Origin of the sequence: Actinopolyspora mortivallis DSM 44261 (assembly GCF_000384035.1) — a bacterium.
Classification (GTDB): Bacteria; Actinomycetota; Actinomycetes; order Mycobacteriales; family Pseudonocardiaceae; genus Actinopolyspora; species Actinopolyspora mortivallis.
In genome coordinates, this window is sequence record NZ_KB913024.1 from 1,199,632 (window position 1) to 1,222,200 (window position 22,569).

The 22,569-nt window shown below is 70.0% G+C and carries 22 protein-coding genes; 13 read left to right on the forward strand and 9 right to left on the reverse strand.

The window, feature by feature from the left end; translation table 11 throughout:
* Positions 1–11 precede the first annotated feature (11 nt).
* Positions 12–707, reverse strand: a complete 696-nt coding sequence (locus ACTMO_RS0105900) for a DedA family protein (protein WP_019853744.1) — start codon at positions 705–707, stop codon at positions 12–14.
* A 437-nt stretch (positions 708–1,144) separates the two neighbouring features.
* Here ACTMO_RS0105900 and ACTMO_RS0105905 point away from each other — a divergent pair, with 437 nt between their 5' ends.
* Positions 1,145–1,513 (forward strand): group I truncated hemoglobin, encoded by a 369-nt coding sequence (locus ACTMO_RS0105905; protein ID WP_019853745.1) that lies wholly within the window; start codon positions 1,145–1,147, stop codon positions 1,511–1,513.
* Positions 1,514–1,520: 7 nt separating this feature from the next.
* Here the strand turns inward: ACTMO_RS0105905 and ACTMO_RS0105910 are convergent, their stop codons facing one another.
* A complete protein-coding gene (locus ACTMO_RS0105910; RefSeq protein ID WP_019853746.1) occupies positions 1,521–2,489 on the reverse strand; it encodes a quinone oxidoreductase family protein in 969 nt (322 codons plus the stop codon).
* A 174-nt stretch (positions 2,490–2,663) separates the two neighbouring features.
* On the opposite strand from ACTMO_RS0105910, the gene ACTMO_RS0105915 reads away from it, so the two are divergent.
* The 3 genes from ACTMO_RS0105915 (at position 2,664) to ACTMO_RS0105925 (ending at position 4,632) form a co-directional block, all read left to right on the forward strand.
* Positions 2,664–2,981, forward strand: a complete 318-nt coding sequence (locus ACTMO_RS0105915) for a hypothetical protein (RefSeq protein WP_019853747.1) — start codon at positions 2,664–2,666, stop codon at positions 2,979–2,981.
* Positions 2,982–2,985: 4 nt separating this feature from the next.
* Positions 2,986–3,918: an ATP-grasp domain-containing protein gene (locus ACTMO_RS0105920; protein WP_019853748.1), complete on the forward strand. Its 933-nt coding sequence runs from the start codon at positions 2,986–2,988 to the stop codon at positions 3,916–3,918.
* 225 nt (positions 3,919–4,143) lie between these two features.
* Positions 4,144–4,632, forward strand: a complete 489-nt coding sequence (locus ACTMO_RS0105925; RefSeq protein WP_019853749.1) for a GbsR/MarR family transcriptional regulator — start codon at positions 4,144–4,146, stop codon at positions 4,630–4,632.
* Positions 4,633–4,653: 21 nt separating this feature from the next.
* Here ACTMO_RS0105925 and ACTMO_RS0105930 read toward each other — a convergent pair whose 3' ends face one another.
* The 5 genes from ACTMO_RS0105930 to mptB all read right to left on the reverse strand — a co-directional run bounded on the left by ACTMO_RS0105930 (position 4,654) and on the right by mptB (position 10,049).
* Entirely contained in the window at positions 4,654–5,622 is a 969-nt protein-coding gene (locus tag ACTMO_RS0105930) for a COX15/CtaA family protein (protein ID WP_026448922.1), read from the reverse strand.
* A gap of 136 nt (positions 5,623–5,758) precedes the next feature.
* Positions 5,759–6,613, reverse strand: coding sequence for an SCO6745 family protein (locus ACTMO_RS0105935; protein ID WP_026448923.1), 855 nt, complete (start codon positions 6,611–6,613; stop codon positions 5,759–5,761).
* 42 nt (positions 6,614–6,655) lie between these two features.
* Entirely contained in the window at positions 6,656–7,441 is a 786-nt protein-coding gene (locus ACTMO_RS0105940) for an ABC transporter permease (protein ID WP_026448924.1), read from the reverse strand.
* 44 nt (positions 7,442–7,485) lie between these two features.
* Positions 7,486–8,424: an ABC transporter ATP-binding protein gene (locus ACTMO_RS0105945; RefSeq protein ID WP_019853753.1), complete on the reverse strand. Its 939-nt coding sequence runs from the start codon at positions 8,422–8,424 to the stop codon at positions 7,486–7,488.
* Between the two features lie 11 nt (positions 8,425–8,435).
* The gene (gene mptB / locus ACTMO_RS0105950; protein ID WP_026448925.1) at positions 8,436–10,049 is read right to left on the reverse strand and encodes a polyprenol phosphomannose-dependent alpha 1,6 mannosyltransferase MptB; all 1,614 of its coding nucleotides are present in this window, start codon (positions 10,047–10,049) and stop codon (positions 8,436–8,438) included.
* Between the two features lie 184 nt (positions 10,050–10,233).
* Between mptB and ACTMO_RS0105955 the strand changes: the two genes are divergently transcribed.
* The 7 genes from ACTMO_RS0105955 to ACTMO_RS0105985 all read left to right on the forward strand — a co-directional run bounded on the left by ACTMO_RS0105955 (position 10,234) and on the right by ACTMO_RS0105985 (position 16,861).
* Entirely contained in the window at positions 10,234–11,025 is a 792-nt protein-coding gene (locus tag ACTMO_RS0105955; RefSeq protein WP_019853755.1) for a helix-turn-helix transcriptional regulator, read from the forward strand.
* 69 nt (positions 11,026–11,094) lie between these two features.
* Positions 11,095–12,555 carry a Fe-S cluster assembly protein SufB gene (gene sufB, locus ACTMO_RS0105960; RefSeq protein WP_019853756.1) on the forward strand — a complete coding sequence of 487 codons (1,461 nt, stop codon included), beginning with the start codon at positions 11,095–11,097 and terminating at the stop codon, positions 12,553–12,555.
* Entirely contained in the window at positions 12,555–13,748 is a 1,194-nt protein-coding gene (gene sufD, locus ACTMO_RS0105965) for a Fe-S cluster assembly protein SufD (protein WP_019853757.1), read from the forward strand. Before sufB ends, sufD begins: the two co-directional genes overlap by 1 nt.
* 108 nt (positions 13,749–13,856) lie before the next feature.
* Entirely contained in the window at positions 13,857–14,630 is a 774-nt protein-coding gene (gene sufC, locus ACTMO_RS0105970) for a Fe-S cluster assembly ATPase SufC (RefSeq protein WP_019853758.1), read from the forward strand.
* Positions 14,627–15,967, forward strand: a complete 1,341-nt coding sequence (locus tag ACTMO_RS0105975) for a cysteine desulfurase (RefSeq protein WP_019853759.1) — start codon at positions 14,627–14,629, stop codon at positions 15,965–15,967. Before sufC ends, ACTMO_RS0105975 begins: the two co-directional genes overlap by 4 nt.
* A gap of 10 nt (positions 15,968–15,977) precedes the next feature.
* Positions 15,978–16,439 carry a Fe-S cluster assembly sulfur transfer protein SufU gene (gene sufU / locus ACTMO_RS0105980; RefSeq protein ID WP_019853760.1) on the forward strand — a complete coding sequence of 154 codons (462 nt, stop codon included), beginning with the start codon at positions 15,978–15,980 and terminating at the stop codon, positions 16,437–16,439.
* Positions 16,440–16,507: 68 nt separating this feature from the next.
* A complete protein-coding gene (locus ACTMO_RS0105985) occupies positions 16,508–16,861 on the forward strand; it encodes a metal-sulfur cluster assembly factor (RefSeq protein WP_211213043.1) in 354 nt (117 codons plus the stop codon).
* Positions 16,862–16,978: 117 nt separating this feature from the next.
* Here ACTMO_RS0105985 and ACTMO_RS0105990 read toward each other — a convergent pair whose 3' ends face one another.
* Entirely contained in the window at positions 16,979–18,760 is a 1,782-nt protein-coding gene (locus tag ACTMO_RS0105990; RefSeq protein WP_019853762.1) for an EAL domain-containing protein, read from the reverse strand.
* Between the two features lie 142 nt (positions 18,761–18,902).
* Positions 18,903–20,171, reverse strand: a complete 1,269-nt coding sequence (locus tag ACTMO_RS0105995) for a lycopene cyclase family protein (protein ID WP_019853763.1) — start codon at positions 20,169–20,171, stop codon at positions 18,903–18,905.
* 65 nt (positions 20,172–20,236) lie between these two features.
* On the opposite strand from ACTMO_RS0105995, the gene ACTMO_RS0106000 reads away from it, so the two are divergent.
* Positions 20,237–21,835: a deoxyguanosinetriphosphate triphosphohydrolase family protein gene (locus ACTMO_RS0106000; protein ID WP_019853764.1), complete on the forward strand. Its 1,599-nt coding sequence runs from the start codon at positions 20,237–20,239 to the stop codon at positions 21,833–21,835.
* A 7-nt stretch (positions 21,836–21,842) separates the two neighbouring features.
* Entirely contained in the window at positions 21,843–22,520 is a 678-nt protein-coding gene (locus ACTMO_RS0106005) for an acVLRF1 family peptidyl-tRNA hydrolase (protein ID WP_026448926.1), read from the forward strand.
* Positions 22,521–22,569: the final 49 nt, after the last annotated feature.

The window sequence follows — 22,569 nt, forward strand, 5'->3', positions numbered from 1 at the left end:
TGAGCCGAGGATCACGACGGATCCTTTTCGGCCGGAATGTCGGCCGTTTCCTCCCCGGCGGTCGGGGATTCCTGATCCGTGGTGCTTTTTCCGCGATCTGCCGTTCTTCTCCGGCGTATCACGTACACCGCTCCTCCAACGAGCACGAGCGCTCCCAGGGCCGCCCAGCTCGCCCTGCCGAGGAGGCTCTCGACGCGTTCCAGGGAGGCCCGTGCCAGTGCTCCGGTGCCGACGTAGACGGTCGACCACAGGGCCGCCGCGCACAGGGAGGCGGGCAGGAACCGGTTGTAGCGCACCCCGGAGACCCCGGCTGCGGCGGGGGCGAAGGTACGTACCACGGGAACCAGCCTGGTGACGAAGATGGCCCTCGCCCCGTGCCGGTCCAGGGCCGCCATGGCCTGGTCCCAGCGCTGTACTCCCATGCGCCGCACCATCGAGGTGAAGCGCAGCGCGGGCCCGTACCTCCGTCCCAGCAGGTAACCGATGTGGTCGCCAGCGGATCCGGTGAGCGTCACCACCAGCAGCAGACCGGCGAGCAGGGCACGACTGTCCGCGGCGGCGCTGGAAAACAGCACCATGGTCTCGCCGGGAAGGACCATGCCGACCCCGAGCCCCGACTCCGCGAACGCCATGGCTCCGGCCACGACGAGGAGCAGCCCGGCGGGAAGGGCCGAGAGCGTGTCCAACGCGTCGGAGAACAACGACATGCGGTCTGCTCCTGAAACAGCGATCGTCGCGGGCGTAAAAGCGTTCCCCGCGATCATACACAGTCGTGCCTGTGGTTCACGGGATCGTTCGTGATCGCCAACCCGGAAAGGGAGAGGACGAAACAGTGCCGTCTCACTCGGAAATCGGTACCGTCCGAGTCCCTCGGAAATCGTGGCGTGACGGCGGAAATGATCGTGATTTTTCGGGCGCTGTGAATTCTTCCTCTGTTCTCCCGGTTCCGCTCCGGGGTCTCCGGGCACGCGTGGGTGGCTGCCGTGACCGTGCGGTACCAGTCCCCGCCAGCTCCCGCCGCGAGCTTCAGGGTGATCCTTCTCGCACCCCTGCTACGCCGGTTGTTCACATCGGAATTACGCACACGCAAAACCAGTGCGGTTGACTGGAGGTGTCGTCGACACCGAACCGGGAAGGGGAAACGATGAGCACCACTCTCGAACGGCTGGGAGGGGAACGTACCGTGAGCGCCGTGGTGACCCGCTTCTACGCCAAGGCCCTGGCCGATCCGCGCCTGGCCGGGTACTTCCACGGCACGAACATCGAACTGCTGCGACGTCACCAGACCGAACTGTTCGTGGCCGCGCTCACGGGGGACACCTCGAGGCGGGAACCAGCGGAACCGGACGACTCCCTTCCGGGCATCCACCACGACGAGTACGACCTGGTGATCGGTTACCTGGCCGACGCGCTGCGGGAGAGCTCGGTGGAGGAGGACCTGCTGTCCGGGGTGCTGTTCGTGCTCGCCCCGCTGGCCAGGGACGTGACCACCGTTCCCGCCGTTCCCGGCTGAGCGGTGGTCAGGGGCGCAGCAGCAGTTTGCCCGTGGTGCGCCTTCCCTCCAGGTCCTCGTGGGCCCGGGCCGCCTCGGAGAGCCGGTAGCTTCCTCCGGTCCGGATCCGCAGCCGCTGCCGCGTGATCGCCTCGAACAGCTCCCCGGTGCGCCATTCCAGCTCGGCCCGGTCCGCCAGGTGATGCGCCAGGGTGGGCCTGGTCAGGAACAGCGAACCCGCCGAGTTCAGCCGTTGGGGGTCGAAAGGCGGCACCGGCCCGCTGGCCGCCCCGAACAGCGCCAGGGTTCCGCGTGGGCGCAGACAGGACAGGCTCGCCTCGAAGGTGTCCCTGCCCACCCCGTCGTAGACCACGTGCACTCCCGATCCCTCGGTGGCCGCACGCACTCCTTCCACGACGTCCCGCTCGGTGTAGCGGATGATCTCGGTGGCACCGGCCTGTCGGGCCAGGCGCTCCTTCTCCGGCGTGGAGACCGTGCCGACCACGGTGCCGCCCCGGGCGGTGATCCACTGGGTCAACAGCAGCCCCATCCCACCCGCGGCGGCGTGCACCAGTGCCACCGTGCCCGGACCCACCGGATGGGTGGAGGTGACCAGGTAGTGGGCGGTCAGCCCCTGCAACATCGCGGCCGCCGCCGTGGTGCTGTCCAGCTCCGCCGGAAGTCTCACGGCCCGCTCGGCGGGAAGCGCGACCCGTTCGGCGTAGCTTCCCGGAACCTGGGGCCAGGCCACCCGGTCCCCCACCTCGAAGCCCGTCACGGCGGAACCCACCTCGGTGACGGTGCCCGCCCCCTCGGACCCGGGCACGCAGGGCAGCGACACCGGGTACTGGCCGCTGCGCTGGTAGGTGTCGATGAAGTTCACCCCGCAGGCGGTGACCTCGACCAGCAGGTCGCGCGGGCCGACGCTCGGGTCGGCGACCTCCTCGTAGCGCAGCACCTCGGGGCCACCGTGTTCCACCATCCGGACGGCGCGCATCCGAAACCTCCTGGTTCGACTGCCTGCTCGGGCGCGCGGACATGCGCGGGATCCGATCATGCCACGTCCGTGGCGTGGGACGTCGACGGTCGGTGCCGGCGCGGTATCGATACACCGGGAGGCACGGACCACGTCCCCGCCCCACGCGTCGGGACAGCGTCCTAGGATCGCCCCGTGACGACGCAGCGGAACAGCGAGACCAAACAGGAGCCCCCGCGTAGGTCCGTGGAGGCGGCACGGCGTTTCGTGCGCCGACACGGCGGCTCCGCCCGGGCCGTGGTGGAGAACCTGGGGCGGGGTGGCGCCCGGATCGTGCTGATCGGCGAGGACGGCTCGCTCGGCGACGTCATGGTCGCCGACCCGGCCACTGGCGAGGCCGTGGTGGAGGCCGTGGACGGCCTGGAAGGCGGTGAGTGGGACTCCGAGACCGCCGCCGCGCTGACCATCGGCCCCGAGCACCGCCGGCGTATGGCCGGTCCGCGCGCCCGGTGAGGCGATGAGCACCTCGACGTCGCCCTCCGCACCCCGGCGGGTGCTGCTGGCCACCTGCTCCTCCCGGCCCGAGGCCGCCTCGGACGAGGGGGTGCTGCCGAAGGCGCTGGAGGAACTCGGCCTGGCGGCCGACTGGGTGGTCTGGGACGAGGCCGGCTCGGCCGCGGAGGAGGCCGACCTGGTGGTACTGCGCACCACCTGGGACTACACCAGCAGGCTGGAGGAGTTCCTGCGCTGGTGCGACTCGGTGCCCGCCCTGGCGAATCCGGCTCGGGTGGTGCGGTGGAACACCGACAAGCGTTATCTGGTCGAGCTGACCGAAGCCGGTGTTCCGGTCACTCCCACCCGACTCGTGGAGCCGGGGGAGACGGTGCCGGGATCCGGAGCCACCGGGGGAACGGACTTTCCCGACCGCGAGTTCGTGGTCAAGCCCACGGTCGGGGCGGGTTCCAGCGGAGCGCGACGCTTCCTGCCGGACCAGCGGGAGCGGGCCGTCGAACACCTGCGCACCCTGCACCGGCAGGGCACGGCAGCGCTCGTGCAGCCCTACCAGCCCGTGGTGGACCGGGAGGGCGAGACGGCCGTGGTCTTCTTCGGCGGGGTCTACTCGCACGGCTTCGTGAAGGGGCCGCTGCTGGACCCCGCCGGCGACGGTGTCGTTCCGGAGCTGGAGCGGGGATCGTTCGCCGTCGATCCCGACCCCGCCCTGCGGGCCACGGCCGAGGACGTGCTGGACGCCACCACCGCGTTGTTGGGACTCGGCCGCCGGGAACTGCTCTACGCCCGCGTGGACCTGGTGCGTGGCGAGGACGGTGCGCCCATGTTGCTGGAACTGGAACTCACCGAGCCGAGACTCGGCTTCGACCTCGCCGACCGGGACGCGCCGTCGCGTTTCGCCTCGGCGGTGCGCGCCGAGCTCGCGCGTCGCGGGGAGTGAGTCCGCGCGGCGGGGCCCCACTGGTGCGACACCCCGGCGTCCCACCACGTTCCACTCCGCACGATAGCGGTTTCGTTCCACGAGGTGACCGGAGTCCGGTCACTCCCGATGTCGCGCATCGAGCCGGCCGGCTTGCTCACCCGTGTCGGTGAAACCTATTGTTTCAGTGGTGAGCGAAACCGATCACGGTGCTGCCGTGGTCCGACACGGGAAGCGAGCAGGGCAGTGGCGGAGTACACCCAGCGCACCGACCGGCCCGCGATGTCGGAGTGGATCGAGCAGATGGCGGCGCACTTCGAGGCCACCGAGGGAATGCCGCTGATCGCGGGACGGATCCTGGCGTTCCTGCTGATCTGCGACCCCCCGGAACGCACGGCCGCCGAGCTGTCCCACGCGCTCAACGCCAGCACCGGGTCGGTGAGCACCAACGTCCGCTTCCTGCTGCGCATGGGGATCATCTCCAAGACCACACGGCAGGGCCGTGAGGCGGCGTTGTACCGCGTGGAGGAGGAGCGCTGGCCCGAGCTGGTCAGCGCGCGTATGCACCGCATGGTCGAGTTGGAGAGCCTGCTCGAGTCCGGACTGCGCATGTTCAGCGGCCAGGGGGAACGGGCACGCAGGCTGCGCACGGTGCATGAGTTCTACCAGTGGTTGTCCGAGGAGATTCCGGAGCTGTGGCGCCGCTGGGAGCGGGACTCCCGGCGCAGGCGCTGACAGCCCCCCACCGCGCCCGTCTCAGGCGGGGGCTCGTTCGCTCGTTGTCGCCGACTGCCGGGACTCGGTGGGCGGAACGGGACCCCGGTACCGGGACTCGCCCCACAGCAGCGACAGCGTGGTGATCACCAGCGTCGCCCCGGCCACGTGCAGCACGACCAGTGCCTCCGGAACCCCGATCGCGTACTGGACGGAACCGAGGACTCCCTGCGCCAGCACCACCAGGCAGGCGGCGGTGTAGGCACGCAGCAGTCCCCTGGTCGGCGCGGCGTTGCGCAGCCAGACCCCGAACACCGCCAGCAGACACAGGTAGGCCATCACGAACAGCCCGTGGACCTGGGTGAGCAGGGTGATGGCCACCGGAAGTCGGGGAGTGGCGGGATCACCGGCGTGCGGACCCGCCGCGGTGACCAGCGTCCCCGCCAGCACCATGCCCGCCGCCGCCACACAGGCGGCGACCAACACCCGGCGCATGCCCGTGGTGACCACCGGCCGAGGGAATTGGTCCCCCTCCCGGGTGGCCTTCACCAGCTGTCCGGCCAGCCAGATCAGCACCGCCGAGGCCGTGAAGTGCAGCGAGACGCTCCACCAGAGCAGGTCCAGCAGCACCGTCATGCCGCCGATCACCGCCTGCACCGGGACTCCGATCAGCACCGCGCCCGCCAGCAGCCTCAGCCTGGGGCGGGCCGGGCGTACGCGCCAGGCCAGCAGCAGGCAGACCAACGCGGTCGCCGCCACCACCCAGGTGAGCAGCCGGTTGCCGAACTCGACCGCCTGGTGCAGCGGTGCGATGTCGGCGTGGGAGACCGGGACCATGCTTCCGGGGAAGCACTGCGGCCAGGTGGGGCACCCCAGTCCGGATCCGGTGACCCGGACGGTGGCGCCGGTGACCGCGATCAGACACTGGGTCAGCAGCACCGCGACAGCCGAACCACGGACCAGACGGGCGGACGGTCGGGAGATCCGCGCGGGCAACGAGAGCGTCGGCACGGGTCGATGGTAGGCACGGGCCTCCCGGGGGGAGGCGCCGGGACCGGGATCGGTGCCGTGGGTCACCCCCGAGAGGGAGGGAGCTCGTCGAGTTCTCGCGGACGATCCACTGCCGTGGGTGGCCCCGACGGTGCTCCTACTGGTGGGAGAAGATCTCCTTCGGGAAGGCTCCACCCTCGACGACGCGTGCGCTCAACGCCGAGCCGTGCTCGAAGAGCCGGTTGGCCTTGTCCTCGCCGAGGTGACGCCACGGCGCGAGCGAGGCCGCGTCGGTGGCCTGTTCGACCTCCTCCAGTAACTCCCTGCCCTGTTCGGAGAGCCCGCCGGAGTCCTCCAGCAGTCCCCGTTCGGTCAACTGTTCGGCGGTCTCGGACCACTGCTGCTCGGACCAGTGGCGGGTGCGGCGCAGGGTGGCCGCGTTCATGCCCTTGCCGGTGGCGCTCTGCAACACCAGCGCCTCCAGCGGGCCGACCAGGGCGTGCTGCAACGCGGCGATGTGCGCGTCGCCGCGGAACTCACGCAGCAGGGTCAGGGCGTGCCAGAGCCGCGTGTGGGGCTCTTTCGGTCGGGGCAGGTCCGCGTGGGCGGCGAACAGCGGTTTGCCCGCCGGAGGGCACGCCTCGGCGGCCTCCTCGGTCAACCGAGCCGCCTCCAGCACGGTCTCCGAGCGCACCGTTTCCGAGCCGAGCAGTCGTTCGAGGGCCGCCGAGGCGGCTCGGAACCTGGCGGCGACGACCTTCTCGGGAGAGGCGATCTCCCAGGCCTTGGGGATGCACGTCGCGACCAGCTCCGGGTTGAAGTTGTAGAAGGTCGCCGCCACCACCCCCGGTCCGACCGGTCCCATCGGGGCGGCTCGTCCGGCGAAGTACGACATGGATCCGGGCTCCAGGCCCAGGGCGGTCGTCTCCCGTTCCAACTCGGGAGCGAAGTAGATCATCGCGTGGGGGGCTTCGAGGGCCTTCTTGGCGCTCCTCGCGATCCGTGACTGCATGATCCGCACCCTAACGGGTGTTCTCCTTCGCGGGTCTGTGCGTCAGCTCACCCTGGTGGTGCGTACCGCGAGGGCTCCCGCCAGCACCCCCCAGCCGAGCAGCACGAACAGCGAGGAGACCGGGACAGTGTCCCCGACCGTGCAGGCGGTCAGCGCCCGGGCCAACGCTCCGGAGGGAAGGTAGTCGGCGACCGCGGTCATCGGTCCGGGAAGGTGTCGGGCGGGAACGGCCAGCCCGCCACCCATCAGCAGGAGGAACCAGATCGTGTTGGCGACCGCGAGCACGATCTCGGCCCGCAGCGCTCCCCCGACCAGCACACCCCCGGCTCCGAAGGCCAGGGTTCCCAGCACGAGGACCAGCACCCCGGGCAGCGCTCCCGACGGCGAGGGGTGCCATCCGAGTGCGAACGCGGTGGCGGAGAGCACCACCGTCTGCAGCGCCACCACGGACAACGCGGCCAGCACCCGCCCGGCGATCAGCACCCACCTGGGCAGGGCGGTGGCGGTGAGTCGTTTGATGACCCCGTACCTGCGGTCGAAGCCGAGGGCGATCGCCTGACCGGTGAAAGCCGTGGACATCACGGCCAGCGCCAGGATGCGCGGAGCCACGGAGTCCACCCGGGGCGGGGTGAGCATCCCCAGCTCCAGGGTGCTCAGCCCCACGAGCAACACCAGCGGGATCAGCAGGGTGAGCAGGGTCTGTTCGGGATGGCGCAGGGTGAGCGATATCTCCGTCCTGGTCTGCGCGAGCAGCATCCGCGCCGCTTTCGCCCTGCCGGGAGCCGGGCGGAACGTTCCCGGGGGGAAGGCGGTGGAGTCCGTCCCCATCCCGGTGCCCGTTTCCGCTCGCGGGTTGTCGAGGCCGTCGCGTGTCACGAGCGCAACTCCCGTCCGGTGAGGTCGAGGAAGACGTCCTCCAGGGTGCGTCGCCCGAGCCGCAGCTCGTCGGCGAGCACTCCGTGCCGGGCGCACCAGGCCGTCACGGTGGAGATCGTCTGCGGGTCGATGTCGCCGCGCAGCAGGTATTGGCCGGGCCGGCTCTCCCACGCCGAGCACCCCTCGGGCAGTGCGGCCAGCAGCGGTTCCAGGTCGAGAGCGGGGCGGGAAGTGAAGCGCAACTCACGTCCGCGTTCCTCGCCGGAGGTCAGTTCCGTGGGGGTGCCCGCGGCCAGCACCCGCCCGTGGTCCACGATCACCACGCGGTCGGCGAGGGTCTCGGCCTCCTCCATCACGTGGGTGGTCAGCAGCACGCCGACACCGTCGGAGCGCAGGGCCGTGATCAGTTCCCACACCAGGTTGCGGGCGTGTGCGTCCATTCCGGCGGTGGGTTCGTCGAGGAAGACGAGTTCGGGACGTCCCACCAGGGCGCAGGCCAGGGAGAGGCGCTGCTGCTGACCACCGGAGAGGCGCTTGTACGGGGTGGAGCGCACCTCGCTCAGGCCCAGGGTCGCCAGCAGCCACTCCGGGTCCAGGGGGGTGGCGCAGCAGGAGGCCAGCAACCTCAGCATCTCTCCGGCGCGCACCCCGGGATAGGCCCCGCCCCCCTGGGGCATCACCCCGATCCGGGGACGCAACCGGTGTCCCTGGGTGAAGGGGTCCGTGCCGAGCACGCGCACCCGCCCGTCGTCCGGACGCAGGAAGCCCTCGCAGATCTCCACGGTGGTGGTTTTGCCCGCCCCGTTGGGCCCGAGCAGGGCGAGGACCTCCCCGCGGTCCAGGGACAGGTCGACATCGGCCACGGCGAGGTTGCCGCCGAGTCGTTTGCTCAGCCCCTGCGCCCGCACGGCAGCGCGGTCGGCGTCTGGTTCCACGCTCCGCCAGCCTAGGACCCCGCCGGAACACGTTCACCGCGGGTCTGCGGTAGGCCGGGGGATCTGCCCCGCAGGAGCAGCAGAATCAGGCCGAACGCGACGAGGGCGGCGATCACGGCGAAGGGGATCATGTAGGCACGCAGGACGTAGGCCATGCCGGTGGGGGGGACCAGCAGGGCGACCACGGCGCTGATGCCGATGATGGAGCCGCGGATCCGGGAGTCGGTGGTCGACACGGCCAGCGGGGCGAGCGCCCACAACAGGTACCAGGGGTGCAGCACCGGCCCGAGCAGCGCGACCGCGCCCAGGGTGATGCCCAGACCCGTGAGGGGGCGGATCCGGTCACGGAAGGACAGCCACAGCAGCCACAGGCACACCACGGCGCATCCCGCGTAACCGACGACCTTGGTGATGCTCAGCATCGCGTCGGTGTGGTTGCCGAGCCCGAGCAGCATGCTGACCCCGCCTCCGCCGAACATGCCCAGGGCGGTCATCGGTGCCAGCCACGTCTTGATGCGGTTCGGAACGTCGAAGGTCTCCATCCAGCCGAGTCCCCAGGTGCTGGTCTGGGTGATCACGGCCATGGTGACGAGGAAGATCACGGTGAGCAGGGCGGCGGTGCGCACCAGCTCCAGCATCCCGCCGCCGCGGCGGCGTACGAGCTGGATGCCGAAGAACCCCAGCGCGATGAAGGCGGGCGGTTTGATCGCCCCGGCGATCACGATGATCACGCCCCCCACGGTGAGTCCGAGCGTTCCGCGCAGGCGGAGTCCGAGTTCGAGTCCGGCCAGCATCATCCCCAGCAGCAGGGCCTCGTTGTGCATCCCGCTGACCACGTGGAACAGCACCAGCGGGTTGGCCGCGGTGAGCCACAGCGCTCCGGAGGGGTGTACGCCGCAGCGGGCGGCCAGTCGGGGGATGGCCCAGATCGCCAGCACGAGGGAGGCGATCATGATGGTGCGCCAGGCCAGCACGCCGAAGACCACGTCGTTGCCGACGACGAGGGCGACCACCCGGCCGAGCATGAGGAACAGGGGGCCGTACGGCGCCGGGGTGTCGCGCCAGATGTTGGGGACGTTCGCGGTGAGCGGGTGGTCCACCCCGAGAGCCGCGTCGGGTCCCACCTGGTAGGGATCGGCCCCGCTGGCGGCCACGGCGCTCTGGGCCAGGTAGGCGTACATGTCGCGGCTGAACAACGGTGGGGCCACCGCCAGCGGTAGGGCCCACATCACCACGGTGCGTCCGAGCTGGGGTCGGGACAGTCTGCGCGGCCGTCCGGGGGCGGCGAACCGGCCCAGCCACAGCCAGGCGGTGACGATCATCAACATGCCCAGCCAGGCGCAGGCCATGGCCACGGTGGGCATCCGGGCGGGCAGTCCGATCAGGCGCATCCCGGAGACCGGGTTGTCCACCGGGGCCGCTCCCGCTCCGATGGCCCCCACGGCGAGCAGCAGGGAGCCGGTGGTTCCGAACCTGCGGGTGAGCGCGAGTTGGCGACGTTCCCGCTCGTCGAGCGGCGCGGGGCCGCGCTGCTCGTCGGGCTCGGGGCCCGTGCTCGCTCCGAGGGGGTCCCGCTCGGACACGCCCCCACCGGGGTCTTCCGTCTCGGTCGCTGCGGCTGCCATGTCGACCGAGCCTAGCTACTCGTTCGTGGCTTCGGGTGTCAAGGGCGACTTCGTCGTGGCATCTCCCGGAGCGGGGCGGTGGGGAGTCCGCCGCCGAGCGGTTCTTGGGGCCGTGGTGTGATCCGAATCATGTGGTCGACCCTGCCCGCTGCTGCGGGTCGACTAATTAGGTAACATCAGTGTTGTGAAAAACGTCGGAACCTCCCCCGCGGACGCGGCGAGCCCCTCGGCCGCCGCGGCGCCGGACGCCGCACGGCCCCCGGCGCCGAACGCCGCACGGCCCCCGGCGCCGAACGCCGGGGACGGGCGTACCAGGCACCTGGTCGCCCGGACGGTGCTGGAGCAGGGGCCGGTGACCGCGGCCGCGGTGGCCGAACGCCTCGGCATCAGCGCCACGGCGGTGCGCAGGCACCTCGACGCGCTCGTCGCCGACGGTGAGGCCTGCACGAGGGAGTCCTCGCGCCGTGGTCGGCGGGGAAGGGGACGTCCGGCTAAGCTGTTCCTGCTGACCGAGGCGGGTAGGGCCCGGTTCGGTCACGCCTACGACGACCTCGCCGTCTCGGCGCTGCGTTTTCTGGCCGAACAGTCCGGCGAGGAGGCGATCCGTTCGTTCGCCGAGCGGAGGATGGCCGCTCTCGTGGAGCACCACCGGGAGGCGTTGGCGGCCGGTGGGAGCGTCGCCGAACGTGCCCGGGTGCTGGCCGACGCGTTGACGCGGGAGGGCTACGCCGCCTCCACCCGCACCGTCGGCTCGGGAGAGCAGCTGTGCCAGCACCACTGCCCGGTGGCGCATGTCGCTGCGGACTTTCCGCAGTTGTGTGAAGCCGAGACGGAGGCCTTCGCCGAAGTCCTCGGCACCCACGTGCAACGGCTGGCCACGATCGCCAACGGCGACGCGGCCTGTACCACGCACGTCCCCCACAGGTCGGACACCCGAGCGGACCGTTCGCCCGGGAGCCGACCGCGAGACTGTTGAGCAGGGGACCGCCGAGCGGAACCCGAAACAGCAGGAGACCGCCCCGATTCCTCATGGAGGGGAGCCCGTATGACTGCCGCTGCGGAGCAGCGCACACCCACCACGGTGCCCAGTTCCGAACCGATGTCCCAGGAGGAGACCCTCGCCACGCTCGGCAACTACGAGTACGGCTGGGCCGATCCCGACTTCGCGGGCGCGAACGCGCAGCGTGGTCTCAACGAGGACGTGGTCCGGGAGATCTCGCAGCAGAAGGGCGAGCCCGAGTGGATGCTGCAGACCAGGCTGAAGGCGCTCAACCTGTTCGAGCGCAAGCCGACCCCGACCTGGGGTGCCGATCTCTCGGAGATCGACTTCGACAACATCAAGTACTTCGTCCGTTCCACCGAGGAGCAGGCCCAGAGCTGGGAGGACCTGCCCGAGGACATCAGGAACACCTACGACAGGCTGGGGATCCCCGAGGCGGAGAAGCAGCGTCTGGTGGCCGGTGTCGCCGCGCAGTACGAGTCCGAGGTGGTCTACCACAAGATCCGTGAGGACCTCGAGGAAAAGGGCGTCAAGTTCCTGGACACCGACACGGCCCTGCAGGAGCACCCCGAGATCTTCGAGGAGTACTTCGGCTCGGTGATCCCGGCGGGGGACAACAAGTTCTCCGCGCTGAACACCGCGGTGTGGTCCGGCGGTTCGTTCATCTACGTGCCCAAGGGCGTCCACGTGGACATCCCGCTGCAGGCCTATTTCCGGATCAACACCGAGAACATGGGCCAGTTCGAGCGGACGCTGATCGTGGTCGACGAGGGTGCCTACGTGCACTACGTCGAGGGCTGCACCGCCCCGATCTACTCGACCGACTCGCTGCACTCCGCCGTGGTCGAGATCGTGGTCAAGCGCAACGCGCGCTGCCGCTACACGACCATCCAGAACTGGTCGAACAACGTGTACAACCTGGTCACCAAGCGGGCCAAGGCCGAGGAGGGCGCCACCATGGAGTGGGTCGACGGCAACCTCGGCTCCAAGGTGACCATGAAGTATCCCTCGGTCTTCCTGATGGGCGAGCACGCCAAGGGCGAGGTGCTCTCGGTCGCCTTCGCCGGCGAGAACCAGCACCAGGACGCGGGTGCCAAGATGGAGCACATGGCCCCGCACACCTCGTCCTCCATCGTGTCCAAGTCGATCGCCCGCAGCGGGGGGCGCACCTCCTACCGGGGGCTGGTCAAGGTCGCCAAGCGCGCCAACCACTCGGCCTCCAACGTGAAGTGTGACGCGCTGCTGGTGGACAACATCAGCCAGTCGGACACCTATCCCTACGTGGACGTGCGGGTCGACGACGTGACGATGGGCCACGAGGCCACCGTCTCCAAGGTCAGCGACGACCAGCTGTTCTACCTCATGCAGCGTGGGCTGACCGAGGACGAGGCCATGGCGATGGTGGTGCGTGGTTTCGTCGAGCCCATCGCGCGCGAACTGCCCATGGAATACGCACTGGAACTCAACCGTTTGATCGAGCTGCAGATGGAAGGGGCCGTCGGCTGATGACGGAGTCGACTCTCGAAACGTCCGGCCGCGAGGGCCTCGACGAGCAGGGCACGACCAACTCCGCGGTTCCGCCGCGGAGTTCCCGGGGACACCGTTTCACCTCCTACGACGTGGAGGCCTTCGAGGTTCCCGGAGGTCGTGAGGAGGACTGGCGCTTCACTCCGATGAAGCGGCTGCGGGGGCTGCACGACGGCTCCGCCGCGGCGACCGGTTCGCTGAGCGTCGAGGTCACCGGGGACAGCTCCGCCCGGGTGGAGACCGTCGGTCGCGAGGACGAGCGACTCGGCAGGGCCGGTGCGCCCGCCGACCGGGTGGCCGCCCAGTCGTGGTGCTCCTTCTCCGAGGCCACCGTGGTGACCGTACCGAAGGACACCAGGGCGAGTGAGCCGATCACCGTCACCGTGCACGGTCCCGGAGAGGGGGCCACCGCCTACGGGCACCTTCAGGTGCGGGCCGAGCCCCTCTCGGATGCCACCGTGGTGTTGGACTACCGGGGCTCCGGAGTGATCGGCGACAACGTCGAGCTGATCGTCGAGGACTCCGCCCGGCTCTCGGTGGTCACCATCCACGACTTCGCCGACGACGCCACCCAGGTGTCCTCCGAGCACGCCAGTCTCGGCAAGGACGCGGTGTTCCGGCACTTCGCCGCCACCCTCGGCGGGGACCTCGTGCGGGTCAACACCAAGGTCAGCTTCACCGACCGGGGCGGCGACGCCGAGGTCCTCGGTGTGTACTTCACCGACAGCGGCCAGCACCAGGAGCACCGGCTGCTGATGGACCACGCCCAGCCGAACTGCCGCAGCAACGTCACCTACAAGGGGGCGTTGCAGGGCGATTCGGCACGTTCGGTCTGGATCGGCGACGTGCTCATCCAGGCGGCCGCCGAGGGAACGGACACCTTCGAGCTCAACCGCAACCTCGTGCTCACCGAGGGGGCCCGGGCTGACTCGGTGCCCAACCTGGAGATCGAGACCGGCGAGATCGCCGGAGCGGGCCACGCCAGTGCCATCGGACGCTTCGACGACGACCAGCTGTTCTACCTCCAGGCCAGGGGTATCCCCTACGACCAGGCCCGTCGTCTGGTGGTGCGGGGTTTCTTCGGCGAGATCCTGCAGAAGATCACCGTCGACGAGGTGCGCGAGCGGCTGGAGGCCGCGATCGACAAGGAACTGGCGGCGGTCGGGGAGTGACCCGGCCACGGTCGGAACGCCGCGGCGTTCCGACCGCACCGCCCACCGCCGCCGCCCGCGGCGTCGGACAAGGCTTTTCGCGACAACACCGGGAGAAGAACGAACACGATGGCCACCCTGGAAATCAAGGACCTGCACGCCGACGTGGTGACCGAGGAGGAGTCCAAGGAGATCCTCACCGGCGTGAACCTCACCGTGCGTTCGGGTGAGACCCACGCCTTCATGGGCCCCAACGGCTCGGGCAAGTCGACCCTGGCCTACGCGGTCGCCGGACACCCCAAGTACACCGTCACCTCGGGCTCGGTGCTGCTCGACGGTGAGGACGTGCTGGAGATGAGCGTGGACGAGCGCGCCCGCGCGGGGCTGTTCCTCGCCATGCAGTACCCGGTGGAGGTCCCGGGCGTCTCCATGTCGAACTTCCTGCGCAGCGCGGCCACCGCCACACGGGGTGAGGCGCCGCAGATCCGCCACTGGGTCAAGGAAGTCAAGCAGGCGATGAGCAACCTGGAGATCGACGAGTCGTTCTCCGAGCGCAGCGTCAACGAGGGCTTCTCCGGTGGCGAGAAGAAGCGTCACGAGATCCTGCAGCTGGACCTGCTCAACCCGAAGTTCGCGATCCTCGACGAGACCGACTCCGGTCTGGACGTCGACGCGCTGCGGGTGGTCTCCGACGGGATCAACCGCTACCGGCAGAACGGGGACAGGGGCGTTCTGCTGATCACCCACTACACCCGGATCCTCAAGCACGTCCAGCCCGACTACGTGCACGTCTTCGTCGGCGGGCAGGTCGTGGAGTCCGGTGGTCCGGAGCTGGCCGACGAGCTGGAGGAGTCCGGCTACGTCCGCTTCACGAACAAGAAGGAGGCGGCCGCACAGTCATGACCGTTGAGCCTCCCGGTGTCCGGGGGCAGGACACCGCGCAGACGGGTGTGAGCACCACGACGGCGCCGTTGGACGTCGCCGCCATCCGTGCCGACTTTCCGATTCTCCAGCGGACGGTGCGCGACGGGCGCCGGCTGGTCTACCTGGATTCCGGGGCGACCTCCCAGCGGCCCCGTCAGGTGCTCGACGCGGAGCGATCCTTCCTGGAGACCTCCAACGCGGCGGTGCATCGTGGTGCGCATCAGCTCGCTGAGGAGGCGACGGACGCCTACGAGGGCGCGCGTGCCAGGATCGCCCGGTTCGTCGGGGTGAACACCGACGAGATCGTGTTCACCAAGAACGCCACCGAGGGGGTCAATCTCGTCGCGTACGCGATGAGCAACGCGGCCACGTCCGGGCCCGAGGCGGAACGCTTCCGTCTCGGACCGGGGGACGAGGTGGTGGTCAGCGAGATGGAGCACCACGCCAACCTCGTGCCGTGGCAGCAGCTGTGCCAGCGCACCGGTGCCACCCTGCGCTGGTTCGGGGTGACCGACGAGGGGCGTCTGGACCTGTCCGAGCTGGACACGCTGGTGCACGAGCGGACCAGGGTGGTGGCGGTGACGCACCAGTCGAACGTGCTGGGGACCGTCAACCCGCTGGAGTCGATCGTGCGGCGTGCCCACGAGGTCGGGGCTCTCGTGGTGCTCGACGCGTGCCAGTCCGTGCCGCACGGGCCGGTCGACTTCGCCGGCCTCGGCGTCGACTTCGCCGTGTTCTCCGGGCACAAGATGCTCGGCCCCTCCGGCATCGGGGTGCTCTACGGCAGGCACGAGCTGCTCCGGGCGATGCCGCCCTTCCTGACGGGCGGTTCGATGATCGAGCTGGTGCACATGGAGCACTCGACCTTCGCCGAGCCGCCGCAGCGGTTCGAGGCCGGGGTTCCGATGACGTCCCAGGTGGTTGGTCTCGGCGCCGCCGTGGACTACCTGTCTGTGGTCGGTATGGAGCGGATCGCCCGGCACGAGCACCAGTTGGTCGAACGCGCCTTGCGGGAGCTCTCGGCGATCGAGGGGGTCCGCGTCGTCGGCCCCACCGAGACCGAGCAGCGCGGGGGTGCGGTCTCCTTCGTGATCGACGGGATCCACCCGCACGACGCGAGCCAGGTGATGGACGACCAAGGCGTCGAGGTCCGAGTGGGTCACCACTGTGCGTGGCCGTTGCATCGCAGGATGGGAGTGCCGGCGACCATCCGGGCGAGCTTCTACCTCTACAACGAGCTCGACGAGGTCACGGCGTTGGCGGATGCTGTTCGGGAGGCACAACGTTTCTTCGCGGTGACACCGACGGCAGGCTGAGGACGTGGTGATGCAACTCGAACAGATGTACCAGGAGATCATCCTGGACCACTACCGCAATCCGCACCGACACGGGCTGCGGGAGCCGTTCGACGCCGAGTCGTTCCAGGTGAATCCGACCTGTGGCGACGAAGTGACGTTGCGGGTGCGCTTGACCGGTTCCGGCACGGAAGCCACCGTCGAGGATGTCTCCTACTCCGGACAGGGTTGTTCGATCAGTCAGGCGGCCACCTCGGTGCTGACCGATCTGGTGGTCGGACGTCCGTTGCGGGAGGCACTGGACAAGCAGGCCGCCTTCACCGAACTCATGGAGGGGCGCGGCCAGGTCGAACCCGACGAGGACGTTCTGGAGGACGGTGTCGCCTTCGCGGGAGTCGCCAAGTACCCCATGCGGGTCAAGTGCGCCCTGCTGGGGTGGATGGCGTTCCGGGACGCCGTATCGCGCGTTGTCGACGAGGTAGGAGCGTCATGACCAGTACCGAGAACGAATCCCGGCAGAACGCCGGGGACAACACCGAGGTGGTGCGCGGGGCCGAGGGGATGCCCGAGACCTCGACGGCCACGGCGGAGCTGGCCGCGGTCGAGGACGTCGAGGAGGCCATGCGTGACGTGGTCGACCCCGAGTTGGGGATCAACGTGGTCGACCTCGGCCTGGTCTACGGAGTGCGGGTCGAACAGGACAACACGGCGACCATCGAGATGACGTTGACCTCGCCGGCCTGTCCGTTGACCGACGTCATCGAGGAGCAGGCACGTTCCGCGCTGACCGGCGGACCGGGTGGTGGTCTGGTCAACGACTTCCACATCGAGTGGGTGTGGATCCCGCCGTGGGGTCCGGAGAAGATCACCGAAGAGGGGCGTGAGCAGCTCCGGGCACTCGGATTCACCCTCTGAAACACGGCGGGCCGCGTGTTCGTGGCCCGTGAGTCCCGGACGGACCCCGTGGAAACGTCGTTCCACGGGGTCCGTTCTCGTGGAGGGGCCGGTTCCGACGCCGCGCGGGGCGGGGGATCAGGGACCGTCGCCGCGGTGTTCGACTCCTCCCGGAGGATCGGGGTCCCGGCTGGGGAAGCCGGGATCGGCCTGGGAGGGTATGTCGGGGGGTGAGCCCCGCAGCACGTCGACGCGGCCCGAACCGATGCGCGACATCACCCAGCTGGATCCCGCCAGGGACTTGGCCCGTTCCTTCAACGGAACCAGCATCCGGGAGGCCTCACGGTAGGAGTCCGTCTCGTTGCCGGCGCACACGAGGGTCGACAACGAGAGGGTCACGTTCAGCTCCCCCGCCCGCCTGGGCGGGTCGAGTACCGCCTCTCCCAGGGAGAGCAGGTCGTCCAGGTCGGTGACCACCAGGAAGTCGTCCCCGCCGACGTGACCGACCCGCACCGACCGTAACGCCGTGGCGGCGTCGGTGAGACTTCTGCCGACCGAGCGGATCAGCTCGTCCCCCACCGAGAACCCGGCGGTGTCGTTGATCGTTTTGAAGCTGTCGATGTCCAACCAGCTCAGCGCGAAGACCTCACCCGCGGCGATGCGGGCGTTCACGTCGCGTTCGATCGCCTCGCTGCCCGGCAGCCTGGTCAACGGGTTCAGCGCGGCCGCCTGTTCGGCGCGGAACTCGGCCATCCCCCTGATCAGGTGCACCGCGCGTACGGTACCCAGACACCTGCCCTGTTCGTCCACGACCACGGCGTCGTCGTAGACCCGGGTCTGGTCGGAGCCGCTGACCAGGTTGAGGGCCTCCATCGCGGTGGTCGCCGTGCTCACCACACGGGGTTCGTCCGCGAGGCGGTAGGCGGGGCGCTGGGCGTGCAGCGCGTGCCCGTAGGGACCGGTGACCGCGAGCAGGAAGCGGTTGCGGTCGATGGAGTACTCGGGTCTGTTGTGCTCGTCGACGAGCACGACCCCGCTGATCTCCGGGTGGTCGGCGAGTACACCACGCACCGTGTCCGCCGTGACGTCGTCGGGCAGCATGGTCGCCGGGGAGAGGAAGTCGGTCACCCGGGGGCCGGAGGGAGCGGGATCAGGGCGGGCGGAGAATCCGCTGATCTCGGTGGCCGGTTCCGTGATCTGCAGCGAACTCGGCGGGCGGCGTGCCGGGGCGGCCAACAGGTTTCCCTGTACCGTCCGGACTCCGCGACCGCGGAGCGTTTCCAGCTGGTGCTCCTGTTCCACCCCTTCGGCGATGAGCACCGCACCGATCGTCTCGCACAGTCCCAGCAGCGTGTCCAGCAGGGCGACACAGCCGGGGTCGTCGGGCAGGCCCCGCACCACACCCGGGTCGAGTTTGACCGCCTCCGGAGCGAGGTCGGTGATGGTGCGCAGTGGGACGTCGCCCTCCCCCACGCCGTCCACCGCGATCCGGTAGCCGTGGGAGCGCAACCGGTCGACCCCGGCGCACAGCCTGTCCCGCTCCAACCGGGCGAACGGAGGGGTCAGCTCGAGGGTGATCTCGGGAGTGCGACGTCCGACCTCGGTGAGTTTCCCGTGCAGCCTGTCCAGCGAGTCGGTTTCGTAGGCGACCGTTCCCCCGAAGACGTTGAGGTGCAGTGGCAGCAGGGACTGTTGTTCGGCGGTCCGTGCCACGGCGGCGACCGCCAGTTCGACGTCCAGCGTGCCGACGCGCCTGTCGCGTGCGGCGTTCCGGAAGAGTTCGGTGACGTGCCCGTCGGCGGGACGGGCCAGTGCCTCCACGGAGATCACGGCTCCGGTGCGGATGTTGATCAACGGCTGGAACGCGAATCGCACATCGTTGGCCGGTCCAAGCACGTGATCGATACTGCCCGGATTCATGCTTGCTCAGCGAGTCCGTTCACCGGGTGTTCACCGACATATCAACGCTCCTGTCCGAGAGTCTTTCGACAACATAGCGCGTTCGTTCCTGCCGTGACAGCGATCGCGGGCGGGCGGTGTGGTGACTCCCACAGCGCAGTGCTCACGAAGCGCCACGTTCCGCGTCCTTCCCGTGGGGGAGTGGCCCCGCTCCTTCGGTCCTCCCACTCGGTCGTGGACCACCGAGCGCCCCGGACCCGAGCCCTCCGAGAACCAGGTGCCGACGCAGCCACCAGGGGGAGTGGCGGAACAGCTCCGTCATCGCCTGGTGACACTCGCCGGGAGTTCCGGTGGGCGAGAGGAAGGCGTGCCGCCGCCGACGGCGCATCGTGAAGAACACGTCGAAGAAGTGGGGGACGGCCTCGGAGGGCATCGTGAGCAGCCCTTCGGCGGCGCGCAGCCGCAGGTGACGGGCGAGCCGCGCCCGGGGCGGCCACAACACCCGCCGGGCGTTGTCGGCCGCCGCCACCGGACCCTGTCCCAGGGCCGCGGACACGGCACCGGCGACCAGCGGCGCCAGCCGGAGAACGGCACCCACGCTGAACCCGGTGGCCGGGTGGATCAACCCGGCGGCGGCTCCGAAGGGAACGATTCCGAAGGGAACCGTCCGGGAGAGCTCGGGCACGGGATCGTCCAGGGTGAATCGCACCCTCTCCTCGGCCAGCCGGGGACAGTGTTCCAGCCCCCGGCTGGCCAGTCGGTTCCGCAGCCGCTCACGCAGCACGCCCAGGGGCAGTCCCGGTCGCCGGGCCAGCGCCGTCTCCTCCACCAGGACCCGTCGGCCCGGAAGCGGAACCGCGTAGAGGAACGTCGGCCACCCCTGTGGCACGTGCGGCGGTCGGGTCCAGTCCATGAAGATCCCGCCCGCCCCGCCGAGCAGCGGAGCAGCGCTCTCGGCGTCGAGCACCACCCCCACGGCGGTTTGCTCGCTGGCCGTGCGGGCGGGGCGTCCTCCGCAGAGCACCCGGTTACCGCCGGAGGCGTCGACCAGCACGGTCGCCGAGAGTTTCCTGCCGTCCCGCAGCAGCACCGTCGGGCGGGCCCCGGCGTCTTCCACCGCGCGCACGATTCCCGCCACCTCGCGGACCGAGTCCCGGTGCAGGCTCCCGCGCAGCGCGGTGTTGTCCACCACGCAGTACTCGCCCTCCAGGGGGTGGGCGCGGGTGCCGACCGCGGTCATGCGGTCGGTGCTGGCGGCCACGACCGTGTCGTCGAAGGGGGGCGGGAGTTCCTCGCGCCACAGCGCGTAGGTGTGGGGCCATTCCCGCTCCGGGGCGGGGTCGACCAGGGTCACCCGCAGTCCGAGGTCCGCGCAGGCCGCCCCCAGGGACCGACCGGCGGGACCCGCACCCACAACCAGCACGTCCGCCACGGGGCCATCAGACCACGAGGGCGGTGCCTCCGTGGGGCGGGCCGGTGAGGCGGTAGCGTGACGTCATGGACAGCGAGCCGCCAATCGAGCGAACCGCGCGGCGCGGCGCTTCCGGTTCCGCCGGGGCAGCGGCCCCCGGCGAGGCCGGTCAGCCCGCCGACCTGGCCTCCAGCCCGTTCCGCGCCGACCGGGACAGGATCTCCAGTTCGGCCTTCTTCGCCCGTCTCGGTGGGGTCACCCAGGTCGTCAGCCCCAGTGGTTCGGGGTTGCTGCTGCACAACAGGCTCACACACAGCCTCAAGGTGGCCCAGGTGGCCAGGGCGATCGCGGAGAGCCTGCTCGAGGATTCCGACAGTCGTGCCGTCCTGGAGCGACTGGGCGGATGCGATCTCGACGTGGTCGAGGGGGCCGGACTCGCCCACGATCTCGGGCACCCTCCGTTCGGCCACCTGGGAGAACGGGTGCTGGACCGCGTGGCGCGGCAGCGTTTCGGGATCGCGGACGGTTTCGAGGGCAACGCCCAGACCTTCCGGATCGTCAGCAGTGTGGACGTGCGCGGTGGCGGCGGGGACGGACTGGATCTGACCGCCGCGACGCGGGCGGCGCTGCTGAAGTACCCGTGGACGCGTCTGTCCCGCCCCGAGCCCCATCCGAGCGGATGGCCCGTGCCCCCGCGCGGGGCCTCCGAACCGGAGGACGCGCCGGGAACCGGTGCCTCCAAGTTCTCGTGCTACGGCACGGAGCTCGACGACATGCTCGACTGCCGGGCACCGTTCGCCGGACGTCTGCGGCAGTGGCAGCAGACCGTGGAAGCCTCGATCATGGACACGGCCGACGACATCGCCTACGCGATCCACGACCTGGAGGACTTCCACCGCGTGGGGATCCTGCAGCACGCCACGGTCTCCACGGAGCTGACCGAGTGGCTGGGCCGTTCCGCGGAGCTGGCCGCGCTGGACGACGGGGTGGTGGAGCGCGGGATCGAGCGTCCGGGCTACTCGCTGGAGAGCCTGCGCCGGAGGCTGCACGCCAAGGACTCCTGGATCGCCGACGACGAGGCCTTCGTCAACGCCGTCAAGAAGGTCCAGGCCGACCTGGTGACCAAGCTGCTGGAACAGCCCTTCGACCGTTCCAAGCAGGCAGAGCAGGCCGTGGCCGCCTTCTCCGGAACGTGGACCAGACGGTTGGTGCGTGGTGTTCGGGTGGAGGAGGAGCCCACGGTCCGCTCCGGGCATGTGCTGCTGGAGACCGAGCAGTGGCACGAGGTCCAGATCCTGAAGTTCGTGCACCGGCGGTTCGTGCTGCAACGCCCCGACCTGGCACTGCACCAGCGGGGACAGGACCGGCTGGTGAGCAAGCTCGTGCAGGCCCTGGACGAGTGGTTGATCGACCGCAGCGAGTCCGCGCGCCTGCCGCACCGGCTGCGCGACCTGTTCGAGCACGCCGTGGGTCAGTTCGAGCGGATGCGTCGCCAGGACCCGGAGTTGTTGGCCCCCTCGGGGGGTTCGCACGGTCCGCCCGACCGTGAGGAACTGGAACGCATGGCCCGTGGCCGCGCGGTCATCGACTTCGTCGCCTCGTTGACCGACGAGCAGGCGGCGGCGCTGTTGGAGTCGTTGTCCGGACGTACCACCCAGCTGTGGTCGGACACCTTCGTGCTGTGAGCGCCTCGTGAGCAGAGTGCGACAGTTGCCGGGAGGCGGCAGAGCGGTCGAGGTGGAGCCGGAGAGGCTGCTCGGGTGGTTCGAGCGTTTCGCGGCGAACCACGAGGGGACAGAGTCCACCACGGTGGAACCCCGCCACGTGCGGGTGCTCACCTCCGACGGGGCGAGTGCCACAGTGCGCGTTCCCTTCGAGGAGCTTTCCCCGCCCCACGGAACCCGTCCCGGCCTGGAGGTGGACGGGCTGGTCGAGCACGTCGGCAGGAGCCGTCGGACAGGGCTGGTGCTGGCGCGGCACGGGGCGCACAGTGTCGGGGTGGCCCAGGGGGAGGAGGTGCTGTTCTCCTCCACGGACCGGCACCACCTGCAGGGCAGGAGCAAGGCCGGTGGTTGGTCCCAGAAGCGCTACGCGCGCAGAAGGCAGGGCCAGGCGCGTAGGGCGGTGAGCGCGGTGGCCGACACGGTGGCCGAGGTGCTCCTCCCGGAACGGGAACGGCTGGAGGGGCTGGTGCTCGGTGGAGACCGGGGGGTGCTGTCCGAGCTGGGCTCCGACACCCGGCTGGCCGAGCTGTGGCGGTGGGCGGAACCCCGGGTGCTGGACGTGGCCGAACCCCGGCGCTCGGTGCTGGAGCGGGCCGCCCGTCGTGCCCGTGCCGTGGAAGTGGAGGTCCGGGAACCCGGCGGGTGAGCGGCCCGCTGCCGGCTCCGAAGTGGTGTTCCGCGTTCGTCGCCCGTCG

Bases quoted from the DNA above. Each gene is read 5' to 3' on its own strand.
- ACTMO_RS0105990 (WP_019853762.1), bottom strand. From the start codon at position 18,760: ATGAATCCGGGCAGTATCGATCACGTGCTTGGACCGGCCAACGATGTG.
- ACTMO_RS0105905 (WP_019853745.1), top strand. From the start codon at position 1,145: ATGAGCACCACTCTCGAACGGCTGGGAGGGGAACGTACCGTGAGCGCC.
- ACTMO_RS0105900 (WP_019853744.1), bottom strand. From the start codon at position 707: ATGTCGTTGTTCTCCGACGCGTTGGACACGCTCTCGGCCCTTCCCGCC.
- ACTMO_RS0105975 (WP_019853759.1), top strand. From the start codon at position 14,627: ATGACCGTTGAGCCTCCCGGTGTCCGGGGGCAGGACACCGCGCAGACG.
- ACTMO_RS0105985 (WP_211213043.1), top strand. From the start codon at position 16,508: ATGCCCGAGACCTCGACGGCCACGGCGGAGCTGGCCGCGGTCGAGGAC.
- ACTMO_RS0105920 (WP_019853748.1), top strand. From the start codon at position 2,986: ATGAGCACCTCGACGTCGCCCTCCGCACCCCGGCGGGTGCTGCTGGCC.
- ACTMO_RS0106000 (WP_019853764.1), top strand. From the start codon at position 20,237: ATGGACAGCGAGCCGCCAATCGAGCGAACCGCGCGGCGCGGCGCTTCC.
- sufD (WP_019853757.1), top strand. From the start codon at position 12,555: ATGACGGAGTCGACTCTCGAAACGTCCGGCCGCGAGGGCCTCGACGAG.
- ACTMO_RS0105910 (WP_019853746.1), bottom strand. From the start codon at position 2,489: ATGCGCGCCGTCCGGATGGTGGAACACGGTGGCCCCGAGGTGCTGCGC.
- ACTMO_RS0105940 (WP_026448924.1), bottom strand. From the start codon at position 7,441: ATGGGGACGGACTCCACCGCCTTCCCCCCGGGAACGTTCCGCCCGGCT.
- sufU (WP_019853760.1), top strand. From the start codon at position 15,978: ATGCAACTCGAACAGATGTACCAGGAGATCATCCTGGACCACTACCGC.
- ACTMO_RS0105935 (WP_026448923.1), bottom strand. From the start codon at position 6,613: ATGCAGTCACGGATCGCGAGGAGCGCCAAGAAGGCCCTCGAAGCCCCC.
- mptB (WP_026448925.1), bottom strand. From the start codon at position 10,049: ATGGCAGCCGCAGCGACCGAGACGGAAGACCCCGGTGGGGGCGTGTCC.
- sufC (WP_019853758.1), top strand. From the start codon at position 13,857: ATGGCCACCCTGGAAATCAAGGACCTGCACGCCGACGTGGTGACCGAG.
- sufB (WP_019853756.1), top strand. From the start codon at position 11,095: ATGACTGCCGCTGCGGAGCAGCGCACACCCACCACGGTGCCCAGTTCC.